Annotated in this window: 20 protein-coding genes; 1 reads left to right on the forward strand and 19 read right to left on the reverse strand. The window is 68.9% G+C overall.

Annotation, left to right across the window (positions count from 1 at the left end):
* Positions 1-91: 91 nt before the first annotated feature.
* The 15 genes from H0E82_RS15160 to asnS form a co-directional block, all read right to left on the reverse strand.
* On the reverse strand, positions 92-1,468 hold the full coding sequence (locus H0E82_RS15160; RefSeq protein WP_328797054.1) for an FAD-dependent oxidoreductase: 1,377 nt from the start codon (positions 1,466-1,468) through the stop codon (positions 92-94).
* Positions 1,465-2,733, reverse strand: coding sequence for a kynureninase (gene kynU, locus H0E82_RS15165; protein WP_180546295.1), 1,269 nt, complete (start codon positions 2,731-2,733; stop codon positions 1,465-1,467). The genes H0E82_RS15160 and kynU overlap by 4 nt, the downstream gene beginning before the upstream one ends.
* A complete protein-coding gene (locus H0E82_RS15170; protein ID WP_180546296.1) occupies positions 2,730-3,113 on the reverse strand; it encodes a 5-carboxymethyl-2-hydroxymuconate Delta-isomerase in 384 nt (127 codons plus the stop codon). The genes kynU and H0E82_RS15170 overlap by 4 nt, the downstream gene beginning before the upstream one ends.
* Before the next feature lie 10 nt (positions 3,114-3,123).
* Positions 3,124-4,134, reverse strand: a complete 1,011-nt coding sequence (locus H0E82_RS15175) for an amidohydrolase family protein (protein WP_180546297.1) — start codon at positions 4,132-4,134, stop codon at positions 3,124-3,126.
* A gap of 684 nt (positions 4,135-4,818) precedes the next feature.
* Positions 4,819-5,367, reverse strand: coding sequence for a 3-hydroxyanthranilate 3,4-dioxygenase (locus tag H0E82_RS15180; protein ID WP_180546298.1), 549 nt, complete (start codon positions 5,365-5,367; stop codon positions 4,819-4,821).
* Positions 5,368-5,381: 14 nt separating this feature from the next.
* A complete protein-coding gene (locus H0E82_RS15185) occupies positions 5,382-6,353 on the reverse strand; it encodes a sodium-dependent bicarbonate transport family permease (RefSeq protein ID WP_180546299.1) in 972 nt (323 codons plus the stop codon).
* Between the two features lie 4 nt (positions 6,354-6,357).
* The gene (locus tag H0E82_RS15190) at positions 6,358-6,795 is read right to left on the reverse strand and encodes a RidA family protein (protein ID WP_180546300.1); all 438 of its coding nucleotides are present in this window, start codon (positions 6,793-6,795) and stop codon (positions 6,358-6,360) included.
* On the reverse strand, positions 6,788-7,462 hold the full coding sequence (can, locus tag H0E82_RS15195; protein WP_180546301.1) for a carbonate dehydratase: 675 nt from the start codon (positions 7,460-7,462) through the stop codon (positions 6,788-6,790). The genes H0E82_RS15190 and can overlap by 8 nt, the downstream gene beginning before the upstream one ends.
* Positions 7,463-7,469: 7 nt before the next feature.
* Positions 7,470-8,897, reverse strand: coding sequence for an aldehyde dehydrogenase (locus tag H0E82_RS15200; protein ID WP_180546302.1), 1,428 nt, complete (start codon positions 8,895-8,897; stop codon positions 7,470-7,472).
* Between the two features lie 34 nt (positions 8,898-8,931).
* Positions 8,932-9,741, reverse strand: a complete 810-nt coding sequence (gene nei / locus H0E82_RS15205; RefSeq protein ID WP_180546303.1) for an endonuclease VIII — start codon at positions 9,739-9,741, stop codon at positions 8,932-8,934.
* Positions 9,742-9,804: 63 nt separating this feature from the next.
* Complete coding sequence (locus H0E82_RS15210) at positions 9,805-10,590, reverse strand: SDR family NAD(P)-dependent oxidoreductase (RefSeq protein ID WP_180546304.1); 786 nt, start codon at positions 10,588-10,590, stop codon at positions 9,805-9,807.
* 3 nt (positions 10,591-10,593) lie between these two features.
* On the reverse strand, positions 10,594-11,232 hold the full coding sequence (locus H0E82_RS15215; protein ID WP_180546305.1) for an FMN-binding negative transcriptional regulator: 639 nt from the start codon (positions 11,230-11,232) through the stop codon (positions 10,594-10,596).
* 10 nt (positions 11,233-11,242) lie between these two features.
* Entirely contained in the window at positions 11,243-11,542 is a 300-nt protein-coding gene (locus H0E82_RS15220; protein WP_180546306.1) for a hypothetical protein, read from the reverse strand.
* Between the two features lie 13 nt (positions 11,543-11,555).
* On the reverse strand, positions 11,556-11,858 hold the full coding sequence (locus H0E82_RS15225) for a hypothetical protein (RefSeq protein WP_180546307.1): 303 nt from the start codon (positions 11,856-11,858) through the stop codon (positions 11,556-11,558).
* A 172-nt stretch (positions 11,859-12,030) separates the two neighbouring features.
* A complete protein-coding gene (gene asnS, locus H0E82_RS15230) occupies positions 12,031-13,428 on the reverse strand; it encodes an asparagine--tRNA ligase (protein WP_180546308.1) in 1,398 nt (465 codons plus the stop codon).
* Positions 13,429-13,552: 124 nt separating this feature from the next.
* Between asnS and H0E82_RS15235 the strand changes: the two genes are divergently transcribed.
* The gene (locus H0E82_RS15235; protein WP_180546309.1) at positions 13,553-13,894 is read left to right on the forward strand and encodes a HesB/IscA family protein; all 342 of its coding nucleotides are present in this window, start codon (positions 13,553-13,555) and stop codon (positions 13,892-13,894) included.
* Positions 13,895-13,931: 37 nt separating this feature from the next.
* Here H0E82_RS15235 and H0E82_RS15240 read toward each other — a convergent pair whose 3' ends face one another.
* Genes H0E82_RS15240 through cyoB form a run of 4 tightly spaced genes read right to left on the reverse strand, consistent with a single transcriptional unit; the run spans position 13,932 to position 17,756 of the window.
* On the reverse strand, positions 13,932-14,672 hold the full coding sequence (locus tag H0E82_RS15240; protein WP_180546310.1) for an SURF1 family protein: 741 nt from the start codon (positions 14,670-14,672) through the stop codon (positions 13,932-13,934).
* Positions 14,673-14,686: 14 nt separating this feature from the next.
* Positions 14,687-15,094 (reverse strand): cytochrome o ubiquinol oxidase subunit IV, encoded by a 408-nt coding sequence (gene cyoD, locus H0E82_RS15245; protein ID WP_180546311.1) that lies wholly within the window; start codon positions 15,092-15,094, stop codon positions 14,687-14,689.
* Positions 15,091-15,747, reverse strand: a complete 657-nt coding sequence (gene cyoC, locus H0E82_RS15250; RefSeq protein ID WP_425600356.1) for a cytochrome o ubiquinol oxidase subunit III — start codon at positions 15,745-15,747, stop codon at positions 15,091-15,093. Before cyoC ends, cyoD begins: the two co-directional genes overlap by 4 nt.
* The gene (gene cyoB / locus H0E82_RS15255; protein ID WP_180546313.1) at positions 15,744-17,756 is read right to left on the reverse strand and encodes a cytochrome o ubiquinol oxidase subunit I; all 2,013 of its coding nucleotides are present in this window, start codon (positions 17,754-17,756) and stop codon (positions 15,744-15,746) included. The genes cyoC and cyoB overlap by 4 nt, the downstream gene beginning before the upstream one ends.
* Between the last annotated feature and the right edge of the window lie 17 nt (positions 17,757-17,773).

Raw genomic sequence — 17,773 nt, forward strand, 5'->3', positions numbered from 1 at the left:
ATCGGCGATGCGGGGCCGTGCCCGGTCGCCCCGGGCGCGGACACGCAAGGACTCCAGCCCCGGGCGCGACCTGCGGCCGGGCGCACGCCGCTCACGCGGGCACATCCTCCAGCGGTGTCAGCCGCGCCAGCACGTCGGCATCGATGGCGGCCCAGTCCAGCGCGTCCAGGGTCGAACGGCCTGCGGTCGCGCGCTCGAGGATGCCGCGCTGGACGTCGGTGCGGGTCATGGCCAGCGAGTAGGGAATGCGCATGAAGGTCACCATGGCGTAGTGCGGGACGAAGCGCCCCGGATGGCGCGCCTGCAGGGCCAGTTCCAGCGCCCGCTGCAGCAGATAGTCGGCATCGTCGACGCGGTCGCGCATCTCCAGGTAGTTGTCGAGCGCCATGCGCTGGATCGCGGCGGCGTCGGGTTTGCGCTGTGCTTCGAACGCCGCGAATGCGCCGGCGAGGTCGGGATGCGCATCGAGTTGCCCGGCCAGCGCCACGCAGTCCTCGAACGCGCAGTTCATGCCCTGGCCGTGGAACGGGACCATGGCGTGCGCCGCGTCGCCGAGCAGGACCGCACGCCCGTCCAGATGCCAGTGCTCGAGATACAGCGTGCCCAGCTGGCCCACGGGATTGGCCGCCCAGTCCCGTTCGAATGCCGGGATCAGGGCCAGCGCCGATGGAAACTCCCGCTCGAAGAACGTGCGCGCTGCTGCGGTGTCGCGGATCTGGTCGAACGCCGGCCCGTCACCCGCAGCGGCCTGGTGGGGCAGGAACAGGGTCACGGTGAAGGTCTTTTCGTCATTGGGCAGCGCGATGCACATGTAGTGGCCGCGCGGCCAGATGTGCAGTGCGTGGGGCTCGATGCGGAAGCCACCGTCGTCGTCGGGTGGGATCTCCAGCTCCTTGTAGCCGTGGTCGAGAAAATCGCTGCGCTCACCGAGATCGCGCACGCGATGCATCGCGGCGCGCAGCGCCGAGCCCGCACCGTCGGCGCCGACCAGTGCGCGGAAGGGCACCTCGCGGCGCGAGCCATCGCGCGCGTCGGCGAACACCGCGACGCGCGAGTCGAAGTTCACGCCCGCCAGCCCGAGATCGAAATGCAGGCGCGCGCCCGCGGCCTGCGCCAGTTCCAGCAGCACCAGGTTGAGATCGCCGCGGTGCACCGACCAGATCACTTCGCTGTCGTCGCGGCCGTAGCGCTGCAGCGCCGGCTCGGCCGCGTCCACGTGGACCATGCGGCCGCGCATCATGATCGCGTGCCGCATCACCGCTTCGTCTGCATCGGCCGCGCGCAGCGCATGACGGCCGCGTTCGGCCAGCGCCAGATTGATCGAACGCCCGCCCTCGTAGCCCCGCAGACGGGGATCGCCGCGTTTCTCGTACAGGTCCACCTCCCAACCCCGGCGGCGCAGCAGGATGCCGAGCAGGGCGCCGGCGAGACCCGCACCGATGATGGTGAGGTGGCGGGGTGCGCTCACGCGTCGCGCCAGCGCTGCACGGCGCGCACGAACCGCAATACGTCGGCATGGTTGTTGTAGAGCGGAGCGGGGGAGATGCGGATCACATCGGGTTCCCGCCAGTCGCCGAGCACACCGTTGCCGGCCAGGTGCTCGAACAGATTGCGTCCCTGCTCGCGTCCGCCGCGCACGCGCAACGAGAGCTGCGCCCCGCGACGGGCGGGATCGGCCGGCGTGGCGATGTCGAGCACCGCGTCCAGCTCGCTGCGGATCAGGGTGGCCAGGTACCCCGTCAGCGCCTCCGACTTCGCGCGCAGCGCCGGCATGCCGGCCTCGGTGAACAGGTCGAGCGATGCACGCAGCGGCGCCAGACCGAGAATCGGCGGATTGCTGAGCTGCCAGCCATCGGCGCCGGGCGTGGGCTGGAAGTCGGGGCCCATGCGGAAACGCGTCGACGCGTCGTGGCCCCACCAGCCGGCGAAGCGCGGGCGATCCGTGTCGGCATGGCGCGCATGGACGAACGCACCGGCCACCGCACCGGGGCCGCTGTTGAGGTACTTGTAGTGGCACCACACCGCGAAATCGGCTCCGCTGTCGTGCAGCCGCAGCGGCAGGTTGCCGGCCGCATGCGCGAGATCGAAGCCGACGATGGCGCCTGCCGCGTGGCCGAGCCGGGTGATCTCGGCAAGGTCGAAGGCCTCGCCGGTGCGGTACTGCACGCCCGGCCACAGCACCAGCGCGAGCCGGTGACCGTGCTCGGCGACGGCCGCGGCGATCGCGTCGATGCCGAACAGGCCGTCGTCGCCCGGCTGTACCTCGATCAGGTCGGTCGCGGGATCGAAGCCGTGGAAGCGCACCTGCGATTCCAGCGCATACCGGTCGGACGGAAACGCTCCGGCCTCCATCAGGATCGCCGGGCGCTCCGCGGTCGGCCGGTAGAAACCCACCATCAGGAAATGCAGATTCGCGGTCAGCGAGTTCATCGCGACCACTTCCTCGGGCTGCGCGCCGACGATCTCCGCCAGCTGCGCGCCGACCAGGCCGTGGTAGGTCATCCATTGCGAGTTGCCGCGGAAATGACCTTCGACCGCTTCCATCGCCCACTTGTCGAGCACGTCCTCGACCTGCGCGCGCGCACCGCGCGGCTGCAGCCCCAGCGAATTGCCGACGAAATAGGCCTGCTCGACATCGCCGAAGCGCGGCATGTGGAACTGCGCGCGGAAGCGCCGCAGCGGATCGGCCGCGTCGGCGGACGCGGCGTAGTCGTCGGTGAACAGATCGCTCATGAACGGGTCTCCGGTACGACACGGGGTGCGTGCGTACTCTTGGTATAGGTGGCGGCCTGCAGTTCCACGACCTCGACGCACAGCTGGCAGTGCAGGTCGAGTGACGGCAGGCAGGGCGCGAGCGCGTCGTGCACGAGCCGACCCAGCGCGGCGCGCAGCGTCTCGCTGCGGCCAGGCAGGATCTTCAGCGTGGCATGGACGAACGCCTGGCCGGCGTCCGCGTCGCCGACGCGGTAACGGTCGAGCACGAGCGCGCGACTCTTGATCGCGATCGCCTCGAACTGGCCGCTGTCGACCAGCGCGCGGTTGGCGACGGCCAGTGCAGCATCGGGATCGAACCCGGTGAGGTTCGCGGTGTGGTGCAGGATCAGATGGGGCATCGATGTGTCGTCAGCTGAACCGGCCGGCGGGCAGGCCGAGCCATTCGAGCGCGGTGCCGTGGAAGAGGCGGGCCCGCTCGGGCGCGGCCAGCGCGATCTCCTCGATACCCGCGCCCGGCACCTGTTCGCCCAGCGGGAACGGATAATCGGTGCCCAGCATCACCCGGTCCGGGCCGCAGGTGTCGAGCAGATACCGCAGCGCCCGGGAATCGGCGACCCACGAATCGAAGTACAACTGCTTGAGATAGCCGCGCGGGTTGTGCGGATTGTCGGTCGCCACGAGGTCGGGTCGCATGTTGAAGCCGTGCTCGATGCGGCCGATCGTGTACGGAAAGCTGCCACCGCCGTGCGCCATGCAGATCTTGAGTTTCGCCAGCCGCTCCAGCACGCCACCGAAGATCAGGCAACAGGCCGCGCGCGACTGCTCGGCCGGCATGCCCACCAGCCACGGCAGCCAGTACTTGGGCATCGACTCGCTGCCCATCATGTCCCAGGGGTGCACCAGAATCGCTGCACCGAGATCCGCCGCCGCCTCGAAGAACGGGAACAGGTCCGGTGCGTCGAGATTCCAGTCGCCGATGTGGCTGCCGATCTGCACGCCCTGCAGGCCCAGCTGATCCACGCAGCGCTCCAGCTCCTGGATCGCGAGCCGCGGCGACTGCATCGGCACTGTGCCGATGCCGGCGTAGTGGCGCGGATGCGCGGCGACGGTCGCCGCCATGTGGTCGTTGAGCGACTGGTGCAGTTCCAGCGCGTGCGCAGGTTTCGCCCAGTAACTGAACATCACCGGCACCGTGCTGATGACCTGCACCTGCACGCCGAAGCGCGCGTAGTCCTCGATGCGCTCGCGCGCATCCCAGGTCTTGGACCAGATCTCGCGGAAGAAGCGGCCATCCTTGTAGATGCGGTGGCGGCCGTCGGCGGTGTGATGGATCACCGGGAAGCGCGCGTCGCCGTACTTGCCCGCCAGGTCCGGCCAGTCGCGCGGCAGGTAGTGGGCGTGGATGTCGATCTTCAGCATGGCGGTCATCGTAGACGACCGGCCGGCGACGATCACGTCGCGGGCGCACGGCGGGTTCGGGGCGCGCCTGGGGCGGCGCGCGGCGTTTGCGACGCGACCGCTCGGTCGCCGGGGGCAGGCCGCACCGGTCGACGCCGCCATCTCGCCGATGCGGGCCGTGCCCTGGAGAGCGAGGGCACGCCCATCCACGCGCGCTCGGCATCCTCGACCGCGTCATGGGATACCGCATGCAGGAATACGCCTGCGTCGCTGCCCCGGTACTGCGTGCCGTGGCACTGCGGTTGCAGCCGCGCGGCCACGATGCGATTCCGGCACGCTGCAACCGGCCGGCGGACACGCGGCGCGCCGGGCGCCAGCGTGGGACGCGTCTGCGCGATGCGGATGTGCCCGAGTCCCCGGCCGTGCCGGAAGACCATCCCGCATGCGCGTGGTTGACGGCGGTGAGCAAGCCGTCTGTGCGCATAGCGCCGACACGCGGGCGCGACGCTCGACCTCTTTGCGGGACACCGTCGCCCAGTCAATGTTCGCCCCGTCCGCACGTGCCGCCTGGTCCTGGCGATCAGGCGGCATGCTCGGCGTGGTCGCCGATCTGCGCATGCGCCGACGTGCGCATCGCCAGCAGGGCAGCCCAAAGAGTCGGAACGACACGACGCATGTGGCGGCCCCTCCCGCAGGAACGTCGCTTCACCCGTGCTCGACGGGCGTCCCGGACTCGGGGCCGTAGCGATCCGGACGCGGATTGAGATGGCCGCAGGCCTGGCAGGTCCGCAGATCCGTCGCACCGTAGAAGCGGTCGAAGACCGGCGGAAAATCCTGTTCGATGTCGCCGAGTTCGAAATACTGTTCGAACAGCTTGTGGTTGCAGCGCTCGCAGAACCACAGCAGACCGTCCTTCTCGTGCGGCAGGCGTTTGCGCTCGATCACCAGCCCGATCGAACCGGCGCCGCGTTGCGGCGAATGCGGCACTTTCGGTGGCAGCAGGAAGGTCTCGCCGGCGCGGATCGGGATGTCGCGCGCGCGGCCGTCCTCCTGGATGCGCAGCACCATCTCGCCCTCCAGCTGGAAGAACCACTCCGGACCTTCGTCGTAGTGGTAGTCGGTGCGCGCGTTCGGCCCGCCGACGATCATCACGATGAAGTCGCCGTCGTAGACGCACTTGTTGCCGACCGGCGGCTTGAGCAGGTGGCGGTGTTCCTCGATCCACGCGGTGAGGTTGAGCGGAGCAGGCAGCATGGAGACCTCCTGGGTCAAGCGGCGAGCCGGCCCGCCAGGGCCGCGTACAGGGGGATGCCGACGGCGAGGTTGAACGGGAACGTGATGCCCAGCGCGGCGGTGATGCAACGGCCGACGTCGGCCTCCGGCAGTCCGGCGCGCACGGCGGCGGGCGCCGCGATGTAGGACGCACTCGAGAGCATGGTCGCGAACACCACGACGCCGCCCAGCGACAGGCCCATGGCGTGCCCGATCGCAACGCCGGCGACACCGTGCAGCAGCGGCACCGCCAGGCAGTACCCCAGCAGACGGAGCCAGCCGCGGCGCAGTTCCGAGAGGCGTTGCGCGGCGATCATGCCCATGTCGAGCATGAACAGCATCAGCACGCCCTGGAACAGCGCGAAATACATCGCGTCGACCGACTTGATGCCGCCCGGACCGGTGATCGCCCCGATCGCCAGGCCGCCGAGCAGCAGCACCGCGGTCTTGCCGGTGAACACCTCGCGCAGCGCGTGGTGCGAGCCGCCGGCATGGGCGCCGCCCGTGCCGCGCGATCCGCGCTGCCCCAGCGCCAGGCCGATCAGCAGTGCCGGTACCTCGAGTGCGACCAGCAGGGCCACCAGCACGCCTTCGGCCGGATTGCCCGTGCGTTCGACGAACTGGCTGGCCGCGATGAAGGTCACCGCCGACACCGAGCCGTAATGCGCGGCCATGGCGGCCGCTTCGCGCCGGATGTCGCCCAGCATCCAGCGGGCCAGCGCATAGGCGCTCATCGCCGTCGCCGCGCCGGCGGCAAGGGTGACTCCGAGCATCATCGCCAGCTGCGCCGGATCCTGTCCACGCAGTGCGACGCCGCCCTTCAGGCCGATGGCGAGCAGCAGGAAGATCGACAGGTAGGTCTGGATCTGCGGCGGGATGGCCAGGTCGCTGCGGATCGCACGCGCGATGATCCCCAATGCGAATGCAAGCACGACAGGGGAGGCGATGTTGGCGGTGAGCAGTTCCATGGCTTCAGCGCCCCTCCTTCGGGTGCAGGGTGGCCACGCATTTGAGCTCGATCGCGATCGGCGTCGGCAGCGCGTCGATGCCGAGGGTGGTGCGGCAGGGGGCGGTTTCGACGTCCGGGAAGTACTCGGCCCAGACGCGGTTGTAGGCGGCGAAATCGCCGGCCATGTCGGTCAGATACACGGTCACGTCGATCAGGTCCTCCCAGCAGGCAGCGCTGGCCTCGAGCACGGCGCGGACGTTGGCGAAGACCGCGTGGGTCTGCGCGACGATGTCGTGCCCCACCAGCCGGCCTGCGGCATCCAGCGTATTGCCGGGGACGCGGTCACTCGCGGGGTCGCGCGGGCCGATGCCCGACAGGAACAGCAGGCCGCCCGCGCGGCGTGCATGCGGGTAGCGGCCCACCGGCGCCGGGGCGGCGTCGGCGCGGATGGCGTCACCCATCGCGACGGCCCTGCATGGCGACGCGCGCGACGTCGGCCACCGCCGCCTCGTAGGCCGGACCGATGCCCTCGTGCGCGCCGACCTGCATGCCCAGCTCGCGCACCCGGCCGTCGCCGACCGCATAGACCCAGCCGTGCACGGTGAGCGACTGTCCACGCGCCCAGGCGTCGCGGACCACGGTGGTCTGGCAAACGTTGAGCGCCTGCTCGATGGCATTGAGTTCGCACAGGCGGGCATGACGCAGGCCGGGGTCGTCCACCGCGGCCAGCAGCCCCGCATGCTTGTGGGCGATGTCGGACACGTGGCGCAGCCAGTTGTCGACCAGGCCGACCCGGGCGCCGGTCATCGCGGCATGGACGCCACCGCAGCCGTAATGGCCGACCAGCAGGATGTGTTCCACCTGCAGCACATCGACCGCGAACTGGATCACCGAGAGCGCGTTGAGATCGCCGTGCGAGAGCACGTTGGCGATATTGCGGTGTACGAAGACCTCGCCCGGATCGAGTCCGAGGATCTGGTTCGCCGGCACCCGCGAGTCGGAACACCCGATCCACAGGTATTTCGGTGCCTGCTGGTTCTCCAGCCGGTGGAAGAAATCCGGGTCGTCGCGCACCACGCGTTCGGCCCAGTCACGGTTGCTGCTCAGGAGGTTGTCGAGATCGCCCATGGCGGGATTATCCCAGAGACAGGCCGACGTTCTTCGGTTCGGTGAAGAAACGCATCGCATCGAGCCCGCCCTCGCGGCCCAGACCCGAGGCACCGGTGCCGCCGAACGGCGTGCGCAGGTCGCGCAGCATCCAGGCGTTGATCCACACCACGCCGGCCCGCAGCCGGGCCGCCATGCGGTGCGCACGTCCCAGATCGCGGGTCCACAGCGATGCCGACAGGCCATAGCCGCCGGCATTGGCGAGGGCCAGCGCTTCCGCGTCGTCGTCGAACACCTGCAATGTGACCACCGGGCCGAAAATCTCCTCGCGATTGGTCGCGCAGTCCGGGCCGAGGCCCTCGATGACGGTGGGCGCGACGAACCAGCCCGGCCGCTCCAGCGCATGGCCGCCGCAGAGCACCCGGCCGCCCTCGTCGCGGGCGCGGGCCAGCGCCGCCATCACCCTGTCGAAGTGGGCCTGCGACACCAGCGGGCCCATGCGCGCGTCCGGATCCATCGGGTCGCCGACCCGCAGCGCCAGGGTCGCCGCGACGAAGCGCTCGCGGAAGGCATGCGCGATCCGCCGCTCGACCAGGATGCGCGACCCGCACAGACAGATCTGCCCGCTGTTCTGGAATGCCGAGCGCAGAAGGGTGTCGAGGTTGTCGTCCCAGTCGCTGTCGGCGAAGACGACGGTGGCGTTCTTGCCGCCGAGCTCCAGCGAGACCTTCTTCAGCAGTCCACCGGCGAGCGCCCCGATGCGCCTGCCCACCGCGGTGCTGCCGGTGAACGACACTGCCTGTACGCGCGGGTCGGTCACCAGCGGTTCGCCGACGTCGCTGCCGGTGCCGTGGACGATGTTCAGCACGCCCGCCGGCAGACCGATCCTGCCGGAGAGTTCGCCCAGCAGCGTCGCCGTGTGCGGGGTCACCTCCGACGGCTTGGCGATCACCGTGTTGCCGGCGGCCAGCGCCGGGGCGATCTTCCAGGTCAACAGATAAAGCGGAAGATTCCAGGGCGAGATCGTCGCGACCACGCCGAGCGGCGCGTGCAACGTGTAGTTGAGACCGGCCTCGCCGTGGTGCGATTCGCTGGCGAACTGGGTTGCCGCATGCGCGAAGAAGCGCAGATTGGCCACCGCGCGTGGAATCTCGACGTCGCGGACCAGCGCGAAGGGCTTGCCCGCGTCCCGCGCCTCGGCGTGCGCGAACGCATCGGCCTCCGCTTCGAGACCCACAGCGAGTCGCTCCAGCCAATGCGCGCGCTCGCTGTTGCGCAGTGCGGCCCAGCCCGGCGCGGCCCGGACGGCCGCGTCGATCGCCGCATCGAGATCATCGCCGTCGCCCGCGGCCACTTCGGCGAAGCGCCGACCGGTCGCCGGATCGTGCACCGGATGCCATCGCCCCTGCCGCGGCGGGCGCGGGGCGCCATCGATCCAGTGGGGAAAACGGTCCATCGCCGCAGCTTACCCGAGCCCCCGGCCATGCCGCTCAGTGCTGGCAGCCGCGGCACCAGTAGAGTCGCCGCGAGGCGATCCGCACGTTGACGATGACCGCGCCACAGCGTGGACAGGCCGTGCCTTCGCGCTCGAACACGGCGAAGCGGAATCCACCCGGAATCCGGGCCAGGTACTCCTTGCCCGGCGGCAGCGCACCGCGCTGCTTGGCCCGGTACGCGCGTCGTGGCACATCGATCAGAGCATGCGCCAGCCGGGTGCGCTGCGGGGCGTCGAGGTCGCCCGGCGTGCGGTAGGGCGAGAGGCGCGCCTCGAACAGGACCTCGGAGCGCAGGTAATTGCCCATGCCGGCGGCGAAGCTCTGCTCGAGCAGCAGCACGGCCAGGCCGCGCCGGGCGATGACCGGATCCACCAGTGCGGCCTCGAACACGGCCGCGTCGACGGCCGGGTCGAGTACGTCCGGTCCAAGCTTCGCGAGATAGGGCTGGCGATCGAGTTCGTCGGTGCGCCACAAGGCCACCGATGGTGCGGCGTACAGGGCCGCAACGCCGCGGGCACAGCCCAGCCGCACCCGGGGCGGGGTATCCGAGGTGAGGCCGTCACGGTCGTCGACGATGCGCCAGAACCCGAACAGATGGCCGTGCGTGTACAGCGTCCAGCCGTTCTCGACAGCGATCAGCAGCGCCTTGCCGCGGGCAACGATGCCGGCCACCCGCTGGCCGGTCAGCAGGCGCCGGCGGCGCTGCAGCGCGGGATCACGGAACCACACGTCGTCCAACATCTCGTCCTGCAGCAGGCGGGTGAGACGGTCTGCGAGATCGTGGACTTCGGGACCTTCCGGCATGCGCGCATTCGAGCAACGCCGGCGTCTTCGGCTTGTGACGCTGCCCCGGCCGCGCCGCTCTCCTCAGATCGACGCCATCCGCCCGCCGTCGACCGGCAGGCTGACGCCGTTGATGTAGCCGGCCGCCGGCGTGCAGAGGAAGGCGATCGCGGCGGCGGTCTCGGCCGGTTCGGCGAAGCGCCCGGCCGGTACGGTGGCCTGCATCGCGGCGATCACGGCGTCGGCGGTCTGGCCGGTGCGCGCGCTGCGCTCGGCGACGATCTGGTCGATCCGGCCCGTGCGCGTATAGCCGGGCAGCACGTTGTTGACGGTGATGCCGTCGCCGGCCAGCTCCCGCGACAGCGTCTTGGCCCAGCCCGCGACCGCGCCGCGCACGGTGTTCGATACTCCGAGCCCGGCGATGGGTTCGCGCACCGACGTGGACACCACGTTGACGATGCGTCCCCAGCGCGCGGCGCGCATCGCCGGCAGCACCGCCTGCACCAGGCATTGCCCGGCCAGCAGGTGGCGCCGGAACGCGTCGACGAAGGCCGTCTCCTGCGCCGCGTGCGCTGGCCCGCCGGCCGGTCCGCCTGTGTTGTTGACCAGGATCTGCACCGGATGCGCGGCGATGTGGGCGCCGACGGCCGCGCCGAGCGCGTCGGTGGCGTCCATGTCGAGCGCGAGCAACCGGTGGCGTTGGCCGGACGGGGCCGGCAGGGCATCGCACACCCGGGCCAGTGCGTCGGCGCGGCGTGCGAGCACGGTGATGCTGGCACCGAGGAGGGCGAGTTCATGCGCGGCGGCGCGGCCGATGCCGTCCGACGCGCCGCAGACCAGCGCGTGACGGCCGGTGAGGTCGAGGTCCATGGGTCAGGGCTCCGGGTCGGGTGGGCAGGACAGGCCGTCGCGCATCTGCGCCGCGATCGCGTGGGCCGCTTCACCGGGCCGCGCTTCCAGCGCTGCGATCACGGCGAGCCGGTTGGCCACGGGATGGTTCTGGCTGAGCTTCCGGGTGATTGCGGCCGATTCCACACGGAACCGGAAGCCGACGATCCCGCGCAGTTGGTGGCGCTCACGCGGGTCGTCGTGGTCGTAGCGCCAGTCGCCGCCGACGCGGGGCTCGAAGTGCGCGGCGGTGCGCGCTACGAGGTCACCCAGCGCGGCGTCGTCGCCGATGCGCTCGAAACGGCCGCGCAGCTGGGCGACGACGTAATTCCAGGTCGGCACGCGCGCGCGTTCATGCTTGTCCGGATACCAGTCGGCCGACAGGTAGGCACTGGGGCCGTGGACCAGCACGAGGGCTGATTCGCCGTGATGCGCCTGCGGGTTGGCGCGGGCCCAGTGGCCTTCGAGCAGCAGGCCGACGGAGTCGCGGCGGGCGAGAACCGGCAGATGGCTCGCGTCCGGCGCGTCGTCCCGCACGGTGACGACCGTGACGAACGGGTGCGCCTCCAGCAGCGCGTCGATCTGCGCGGCGTCGTTTCCAGTGAAGGCGGCCGGTGTGGCCATGCGGCGCGGATCAGGCCCGGGTGCCGAGCGACTGCACCATACGCTCGCGCAGGCCGGCATCGGACTGGCCCTCGGGCGGTGCGATCTCGTCGAGCGAAAAACCGCGCGCCCGGGCATCGTCCTCGTCGAGACCGTCGAAGGCGACGAACTCGGCGTCCATCAGCATCGCCCGCGCGGTGTCTTCGCTGTCGTAGGGCAGGGTATTGCCGTCGCTGTCGAACACCTCCGCGGTGCCGGCGTCGAGCACGCGCAGACGCGCCCAGATCACCATGCGCCCCAGGCTCGCCAACCACCATTCGTCGCGGGTCATGTACGTCCTCGTGTCACGGGGCGATCGACCACAGCCACAGCACGGCCGAAGCCGCGAGTGCGCCGAGGATCACCAGCAGGGAGATGCGCGCCGGCGTCGCCAGCCCGGTGAACTGGCGGTCGGGCACTTCGTAGTAACGGCCGGCGAGCAGCCAGCCCAGCGCGGTCGGGCTCATGAAGGCATGGTCGCCCAGCCGCTCGCGTTCTTCCGGATGCCGGTCGCGCAGATGCACCAGCGACAGCGGCCAGAAGATCACGAAGGCGGTGAACCCGCCGATCGCGACGCCGAAAAAACACAGGGCGAGGAAGAGGGTCACGAAGTCACCTCGATGAGCGGACATGCGGCCGTCGGACACGGTGATCGGCGATCAATGATCTGGAACAACAACTCAACCTCCTGCGCCAGTATGATCCCGGGATCAGCGATCCTCCGGGTCACGACTGACGGCTTGCAAGGGGCGCTGTCCGGACGTTACCGCTCCGGGCGTCTCAGTACTCCGCCTGACCGGGCGCACGCGGATACGGAATCGCATCGCGGATGTTGGCCAGACCGCAGACGTACACGATCAGCCGTTCGAAGCCGAGACCGAAGCCGGCATGCGGTACGGTGCCGTACCTGCGGAAATCGCGGTACCAGCCGTAATGCTCGCGATCCAACCCGAACTGGTCCATGCGGGCGTCGAGCACGTCGAGGCGCTCCTCGCGCTGCGCGCCGCCGATGATCTCGCCGATGCCCGGCGCCAGCACGTCCATCGCCGCGACGGTCTTGCCGTCGTCGTTGAGGCGCATGTAGAACGCCTTGATGTGCTCGGGATAGTTGGTCACCACGACCGGGCGGCCGACGTGCTGCTCGGTGAGCCAGCGCTCGTGCTCGGTCTGCAGGTCCAGGCCCCATTCCACCGGGAATTCGAACTTGTGGCCGGACTTCTGCAGCAACGCGACCGCATCGGTGTACTCGATGCGTTCGAAGGGCGCGTTGATGAAGCCTTCCAGACGCGTGACCGCGTCCTTCTGCACGCGTTCGGCGATGAAGGCCATGTCGTCGGCGCGTTCGTCGAGCACCGCGCGGAACAGGTACTTGAGGAATTCCTCGGAGATGCGCGCGTTCTCGGCCAGGTCGGCGAACGCGATCTCCGGCTCGATCATCCAGAACTCGGCCAGGTGGCGCGTGGTGTGGCTGTTCTCGGCGCGGAAGGTCGGGCCGAAGGTGTAGACCTTGCTCATCGACAGGCAGAACGCCTCGACGTTGAGCTGGCCGGAGACCGTCAGGAATGCTTCCTTGCCGAAGAAATCCCGGCTGAAATCGACCTTGCCCTCGCGCATCGGCAGATTCGCCAGGTCCAGCGTCGAGATGCGGAACATCTGGCCCGCGCCCTCGGCGTCGGACGTGGTCACGATCGGCGTGTTGATCCAGAAGTAGCCGTTCTCGTGGAAATAGCGGTGCGCGGCCTGCGCCAGGCAATGGCGGATGCGCGTGACCGCGCCGAACAGGTTCGTGCGCGGGCGCAGGTGCGCGACCTCGCGCAGGAATTCCAGCGAGTGCGCCTTGGGCTGGATCGGATAGGTCTCCGGATCCTCGACCCAGCCCACGACCTCGAGCGACGCGGCCTGGATCTCGAAGCTCTGGCCCTGGCCCTGCGACTTGACCAGGGTGCCGGTCGCGATCACCGAGCAGCCGGCGGTCAGGCGCTTCACTTCGGATTCGTAGTTGGCCAGCGCGTCCGGCACCACCACCTGGATCGGCGCGAAGCACGAGCCGTCGCTGACGTTGACGAAGCTCAGGCCGGCCTTGGAGTCGCGCCGGGTCCGCACCCAGCCACGCACGGTGACGTCGCCGCCTTCGGGGATGTGGCCTGCGAGGGCCTGCTGGACGCTGGTCGTGGTCATGCCTTGAATCCCGGAAATCCGGACCGATGAAGGGCCGCACAGTCTAACCGCGCCGCCGCGCGCTGGCGTGCCGCGCGCCCCGCGCTCAGCTGGCGCTGTCGAACCCAGGAGTACACTGTTTCCCATGGCCATCGCACTCGCTCCCGCTGCCCTCGAACGTGCCCGCCGGTTTCTGGCGTCCAGTCCGGACGCGCTGGGCCTGCGCTTCGGTGTCGCCCGCACCGGGTGCTCGGGCTGGGGCTATGTCGTGGACCTCGCGCGCGAGGAACGGCCCGGCGACATGATCACCGAGCAGGACGGCGTGCGGATCTACGTGGACGCCACGAGCCGGCCGATGGTCGACGGCACCGAGATCGATTTCGCGCAGAAAGGGCTGAACCAGGAATTCGTGTTCCGCAACCCGAACGCCGCCGCGGAATGCGGCTGCGGCGAGAGTTTCACGACCGACGCCGCCAAGGCGCTCTGAGCGCCGTCCCCGCATAAGGCGTGGGCGGCGCGGCGGCTCAGCCGCGGCGTCTGAACTCGCTGCGCAGCACGAAACCCGCCGCGAGCAGCGCGAGCAGCGCCATGCCGAACCAGGTCAGCGCATAGCTGAGGTGATTGTCCGGAAAGCGGATGATGGTGAGGCCGGGCACCGGCCAGTTGCCGGTATCGATGCGGTCCTGTGCATCGACGAAGAACGGCGCTACCGGGCCGGGCACGCTGCGCGCGGCTGCCATCTCCGCGGGAATCCGCAGATACCAGCGGTCCTCGTCCGGCACGTTGTCGCGCAGGACGAGGTGGGCGCGATCCGGTTGCCGCAGCAGGCCGGTCACCGAGACGACGTCGTCTTCCGACACCCGTGCGCGGGTGTCCGCCCGGCGATGCGCGTTGTCGACGTAGCCGCGGTTGATCCACACCGTGCCGTCGCCGGTGACCAGCGGCGTCATGATCCAGTAGCCGGGACCGAGCTCGGTCGAGGCGTAGACCGCCACTTCCTGGCTGTGCAGCAACCGCCCGCGCGCCTGCACGCGGCGGTATTCGTTGTCGGCCGGGTCGAACCGCGGCCACTCCGCCGCAGCGGGCAGCGCCACCGGGGCGGCCTGTACGCGTGCATCGACGCGTGCGATCAGGTCGCGTTTCCAACCCAGGCGCTCCACCTGCCACACGCCCAGTGCGACGAACCCGGCGGCCGCCACCAGCAGGAAGCCCAGCAACGCCCAGCGGATCAAGGGGCGTCGCGGGCGGGCAGGGGTGTCGTCCACGGCAAGCAGGCGCGTCAGGGTGCGACGCGCATCTGCTCCGGCGACATCGGCATCATGTTGGTGTTGAGGTGGTACATCACCCACAACGACCCGACCAGCGCGATGACGATGATGATCCCGGTGAACAGCAGCGACGAGAGGATCCAGCCGCCTTCCGATTTCCGGTTCATGTGCAGGAAGTAGACCATGTGCACCACGATCTGCACGGCGCCGAAGAGCATGATCAGTGCGACCGTCCAGGTGCGGCTTTCAAGCACCTCGCCCATGACCAGCCAGAACGGAATCACGGTGAGGATCACCGACAGCACGAAGCCGGTCACGTAATCGCGCAGGCTGCCGTGGCTGTGGCCGTCGTGCGCCGGCTCGTGCGCGTGGTCGTTGGCGCGCGCGGCGGCGGTTTGGTTGGTGGTGGTGTGGCTCATCCCACGACTCCCATCAGGTAGACATACGAGAACACGCCGATCCAGATCACATCCAGGAAGTGCCAGAACATCGACAGGCACATCAGGCGGCGGCGGTTGGCCTCGATCAGGCCGTGCTTCTTCAGCTGCACGACCAGCGTCACCAGCCAGATCAGGCCGAAGGTCACGTGCAGGCCGTGAGTGCCGACCAGGGTGAAGAACGAGGACAGGAACGCGCTGCGCTGCGGCGTCGCCTCCAGATGCACGAGATGCTGGAACTCGTAGATCTCGATGCCGAGGAACGCCAGGCCGAACAGGCCCGTCACCAGCAGCCAGACGATCGTCCGGTTGATGTTGTTCTTGTACGAGTTGAGCATCGCGAAGCCGTAGGTGATCGACGAGAACAACAGCATGAACGTCGCGATCAGGATCAGCTTCAGGTCGAACAGGTCCGCGGGCGAGGGGCCCGCCGCGTAGTTGCGGCCGAGCACGGCGTGGACGGCGAACAGGACGGCGAAGATCAGGCAATCGCTCATCAGGTAGATCCAGAAACCGAGATTGGTCCCGGTTTCCGGATGGTGGTCGTGGGCGTCGTGCGCGTGCGGATCCTCGACGACGTGGTAGACGCGCTCGACGGCGCCGGACGTGGGTTGAGCGGTATGTGCCATGGTCAGAGCGCCTGCTGTGCGAGTTCACGCGTGCGACGGTCCTCGGTCGCGGTCACGTCCTCGGCCGGAATGTAGAAGTCGCGGTCGTAGTTGAAGGTGTGCCAGATCGACGCGACGATCAGACCGAGGAACGACACCGCGGCCAGCCACCAGATGTGCCAGACCAGGGCGAAGCCCAGGGCCACGCTGATGGCCGACAGCACCACGCCCGTACCCGTATTCTTAGGCATGTGGATCGGCACGAACCCCTTGAGCGGCCGCGTGTAACCGTGCTTCTTCATGTCCGCCCACGCGTCGATTTCATGCACGACCGGGGTAAACGCGAAGTTGTAGGCGGGCGGCGGCGACGACGTTGCCCACTCGAGGGTCCGGCCGTCCCACGGGTCGCCGGTCACGTCGCGCAGGGCGTGGCGATTGCGCACCGACACCACGATCGACCAGATGAACGCGGCGATGCCCACTGCGATCAGCGCGGCGCCGACCGCGGCGATGACGAAGAACGGCTGCAGCGACCCGTCCTCGAACTGGCTCAGTCGGCGGGTCACGCCCATCAGGCCCAGGATGTAGAGCGGGGTGAACGCGATCCAGAAACCGACCAGCCAGCACCAGAACGACACCTTGCCCCAGAACTCGTCGAGCTTGAAGCCGAAGGCCTTCGGGAACCAGTACACCATGCCGGCGAACAGGCCGAACACCACGCCGCCGATGATCACGTTGTGGAAGTGGGCCACCAGGAACAGGCTGTTGTGCAACACGAAGTCCGCCGGGGGCACCGCCAGCAGCACGCCGGTCATGCCGCCGATGACGAAGGTGAACATGAAACCGACCGTCCACAGCATCGGCACGTCGAAGCGGATGCGGCCCTTGTACATGGTGAAGAGCCAATTGAAGATCTTCGCGCCCGTCGGGATCGAGATGATCATCGTCGTGATGCCGAAGAACGCGTTGACGCTGGCGCCCGAGCCCATGGTGAAGAAGTGGTGCAGCCACACCAGGTACGACAGGATCGTGATCACCGCGGTCGCGTAGACCATCGACGTGTAGCCGAAGAGGCGCTTGCCGCAGTAGGTGGCGACGACCTCGGAGAAGATGCCGAACGCCGGCAGGATCAGGATGTAGACCTCCGGATGGCCCCAGATCCAGATCAGGTTCACGTACATCATCGGACTGCCGCCGAGGTCGTTCGTGAAGAAGTTCGTGCCGACGTAGCGGTCCATCGTCAGCAGCGCGAGCGTCGCGGTCAGAATGGGGAAGGTGGCGACGATCAGGATGTTGGTGCAGAGCGAGGTCCAGGTGAAGATGGGCATGCGCATCAGCTTCATGCCCGGCGCGCGCATCTTGACGATGGTGACGATCAGGTTGATGCCCGACAGCGTGGTGCCGACGCCCGCCACCTGTAGACCCCACAGGTAGTAGTCCATGCCGGTGCCCGGACTGTAGTCGGCGCCCGACAGCGGCGGATAGGCGAGCCAGCCGGTGCGCGCGAACTCGCCGACGAACAGCGAGATCATGATCAGCGCCGCGCCGGCGGTGGTCATCCAGAAGCTGAAGTTGTTGAGGAACGGGAACGAGACGTCGCGCGCGCCGATCTGCAGCGGCACGATGTAGTTCATCAGGCCGGTCACCAGCGGCATGGCCACGAAGAAGATCATGATCACGCCGTGCGCGGTGAAGATCTGGTCGTAGTGGTGCGGGGGCAGGAACCCCTCGCCGCCGCCCGACGAGATCGCCTGGTGCGCGCGCATCAGCACCGCGTCGGAGAAGCCGCGAAGCAGCATCACCAGCGCCAGGATGCAGTACATGATCCCGATTTTCTTGTGGTCGATGCTGGTGAACCATTCCTTCCACAGGTAGCCCCACAGGCGATACCTGGTGATGAGGAACAGCAGCGCCAGCCCGCCGATCACCGTCCCGACGAAGGTGACGGCGAGGATCGGGTCGTGGAGGAAGGCCAGGGCATCGAGCGAAAGCCGCCCGAATACCGGTGAGTTGATCTGGTCCTGGGGTGCGGACATGGGGTTCCTGCCTGGTA

This window comes from Luteimonas deserti, assembly GCF_013425765.1.
GTDB lineage: Bacteria > Pseudomonadota > Gammaproteobacteria > Xanthomonadales > Xanthomonadaceae > Luteimonas > Luteimonas deserti.

Excerpts from the sequence above, each read along its gene's own strand:
- H0E82_RS15170 (WP_180546296.1), bottom strand. The coding sequence starts at position 3,113 with ATGCCCCATCTGATCCTGCACCACACCGCGAACCTCACCGGGTTCGAT.
- H0E82_RS15185 (WP_180546299.1), bottom strand. The coding sequence starts at position 6,353 with ATGGAACTGCTCACCGCCAACATCGCCTCCCCTGTCGTGCTTGCATTC.
- H0E82_RS15190 (WP_180546300.1), bottom strand. The coding sequence starts at position 6,795 with ATGGGTGACGCCATCCGCGCCGACGCCGCCCCGGCGCCGGTGGGCCGC.
- H0E82_RS15180 (WP_180546298.1), bottom strand. The coding sequence starts at position 5,367 with ATGCTGCCTGCTCCGCTCAACCTCACCGCGTGGATCGAGGAACACCGC.
- kynU (WP_180546295.1), bottom strand. The coding sequence starts at position 2,733 with ATGAGCGATCTGTTCACCGACGACTACGCCGCGTCCGCCGACGCGGCC.
- nei (WP_180546303.1), bottom strand. The coding sequence starts at position 9,741 with ATGCCGGAAGGTCCCGAAGTCCACGATCTCGCAGACCGTCTCACCCGC.
- asnS (WP_180546308.1), bottom strand. The coding sequence starts at position 13,428 with ATGACCACGACCAGCGTCCAGCAGGCCCTCGCAGGCCACATCCCCGAA.
- H0E82_RS15215 (WP_180546305.1), bottom strand. The coding sequence starts at position 11,232 with ATGGCCACACCGGCCGCCTTCACTGGAAACGACGCCGCGCAGATCGAC.
- H0E82_RS15175 (WP_180546297.1), bottom strand. The coding sequence starts at position 4,134 with ATGCTGAAGATCGACATCCACGCCCACTACCTGCCGCGCGACTGGCCG.
- H0E82_RS15210 (WP_180546304.1), bottom strand. The coding sequence starts at position 10,590 with ATGGACCTCGACCTCACCGGCCGTCACGCGCTGGTCTGCGGCGCGTCG.
- H0E82_RS15200 (WP_180546302.1), bottom strand. The coding sequence starts at position 8,897 with ATGGACCGTTTTCCCCACTGGATCGATGGCGCCCCGCGCCCGCCGCGG.
- H0E82_RS15235 (WP_180546309.1), top strand. The coding sequence starts at position 13,553 with ATGGCCATCGCACTCGCTCCCGCTGCCCTCGAACGTGCCCGCCGGTTT.
- cyoB (WP_180546313.1), bottom strand. The coding sequence starts at position 17,756 with ATGTCCGCACCCCAGGACCAGATCAACTCACCGGTATTCGGGCGGCTT.
- can (WP_180546301.1), bottom strand. The coding sequence starts at position 7,462 with ATGGGCGATCTCGACAACCTCCTGAGCAGCAACCGTGACTGGGCCGAA.
- cyoD (WP_180546311.1), bottom strand. The coding sequence starts at position 15,094 with ATGAGCCACACCACCACCAACCAAACCGCCGCCGCGCGCGCCAACGAC.
- H0E82_RS15220 (WP_180546306.1), bottom strand. The coding sequence starts at position 11,542 with ATGACCCGCGACGAATGGTGGTTGGCGAGCCTGGGGCGCATGGTGATC.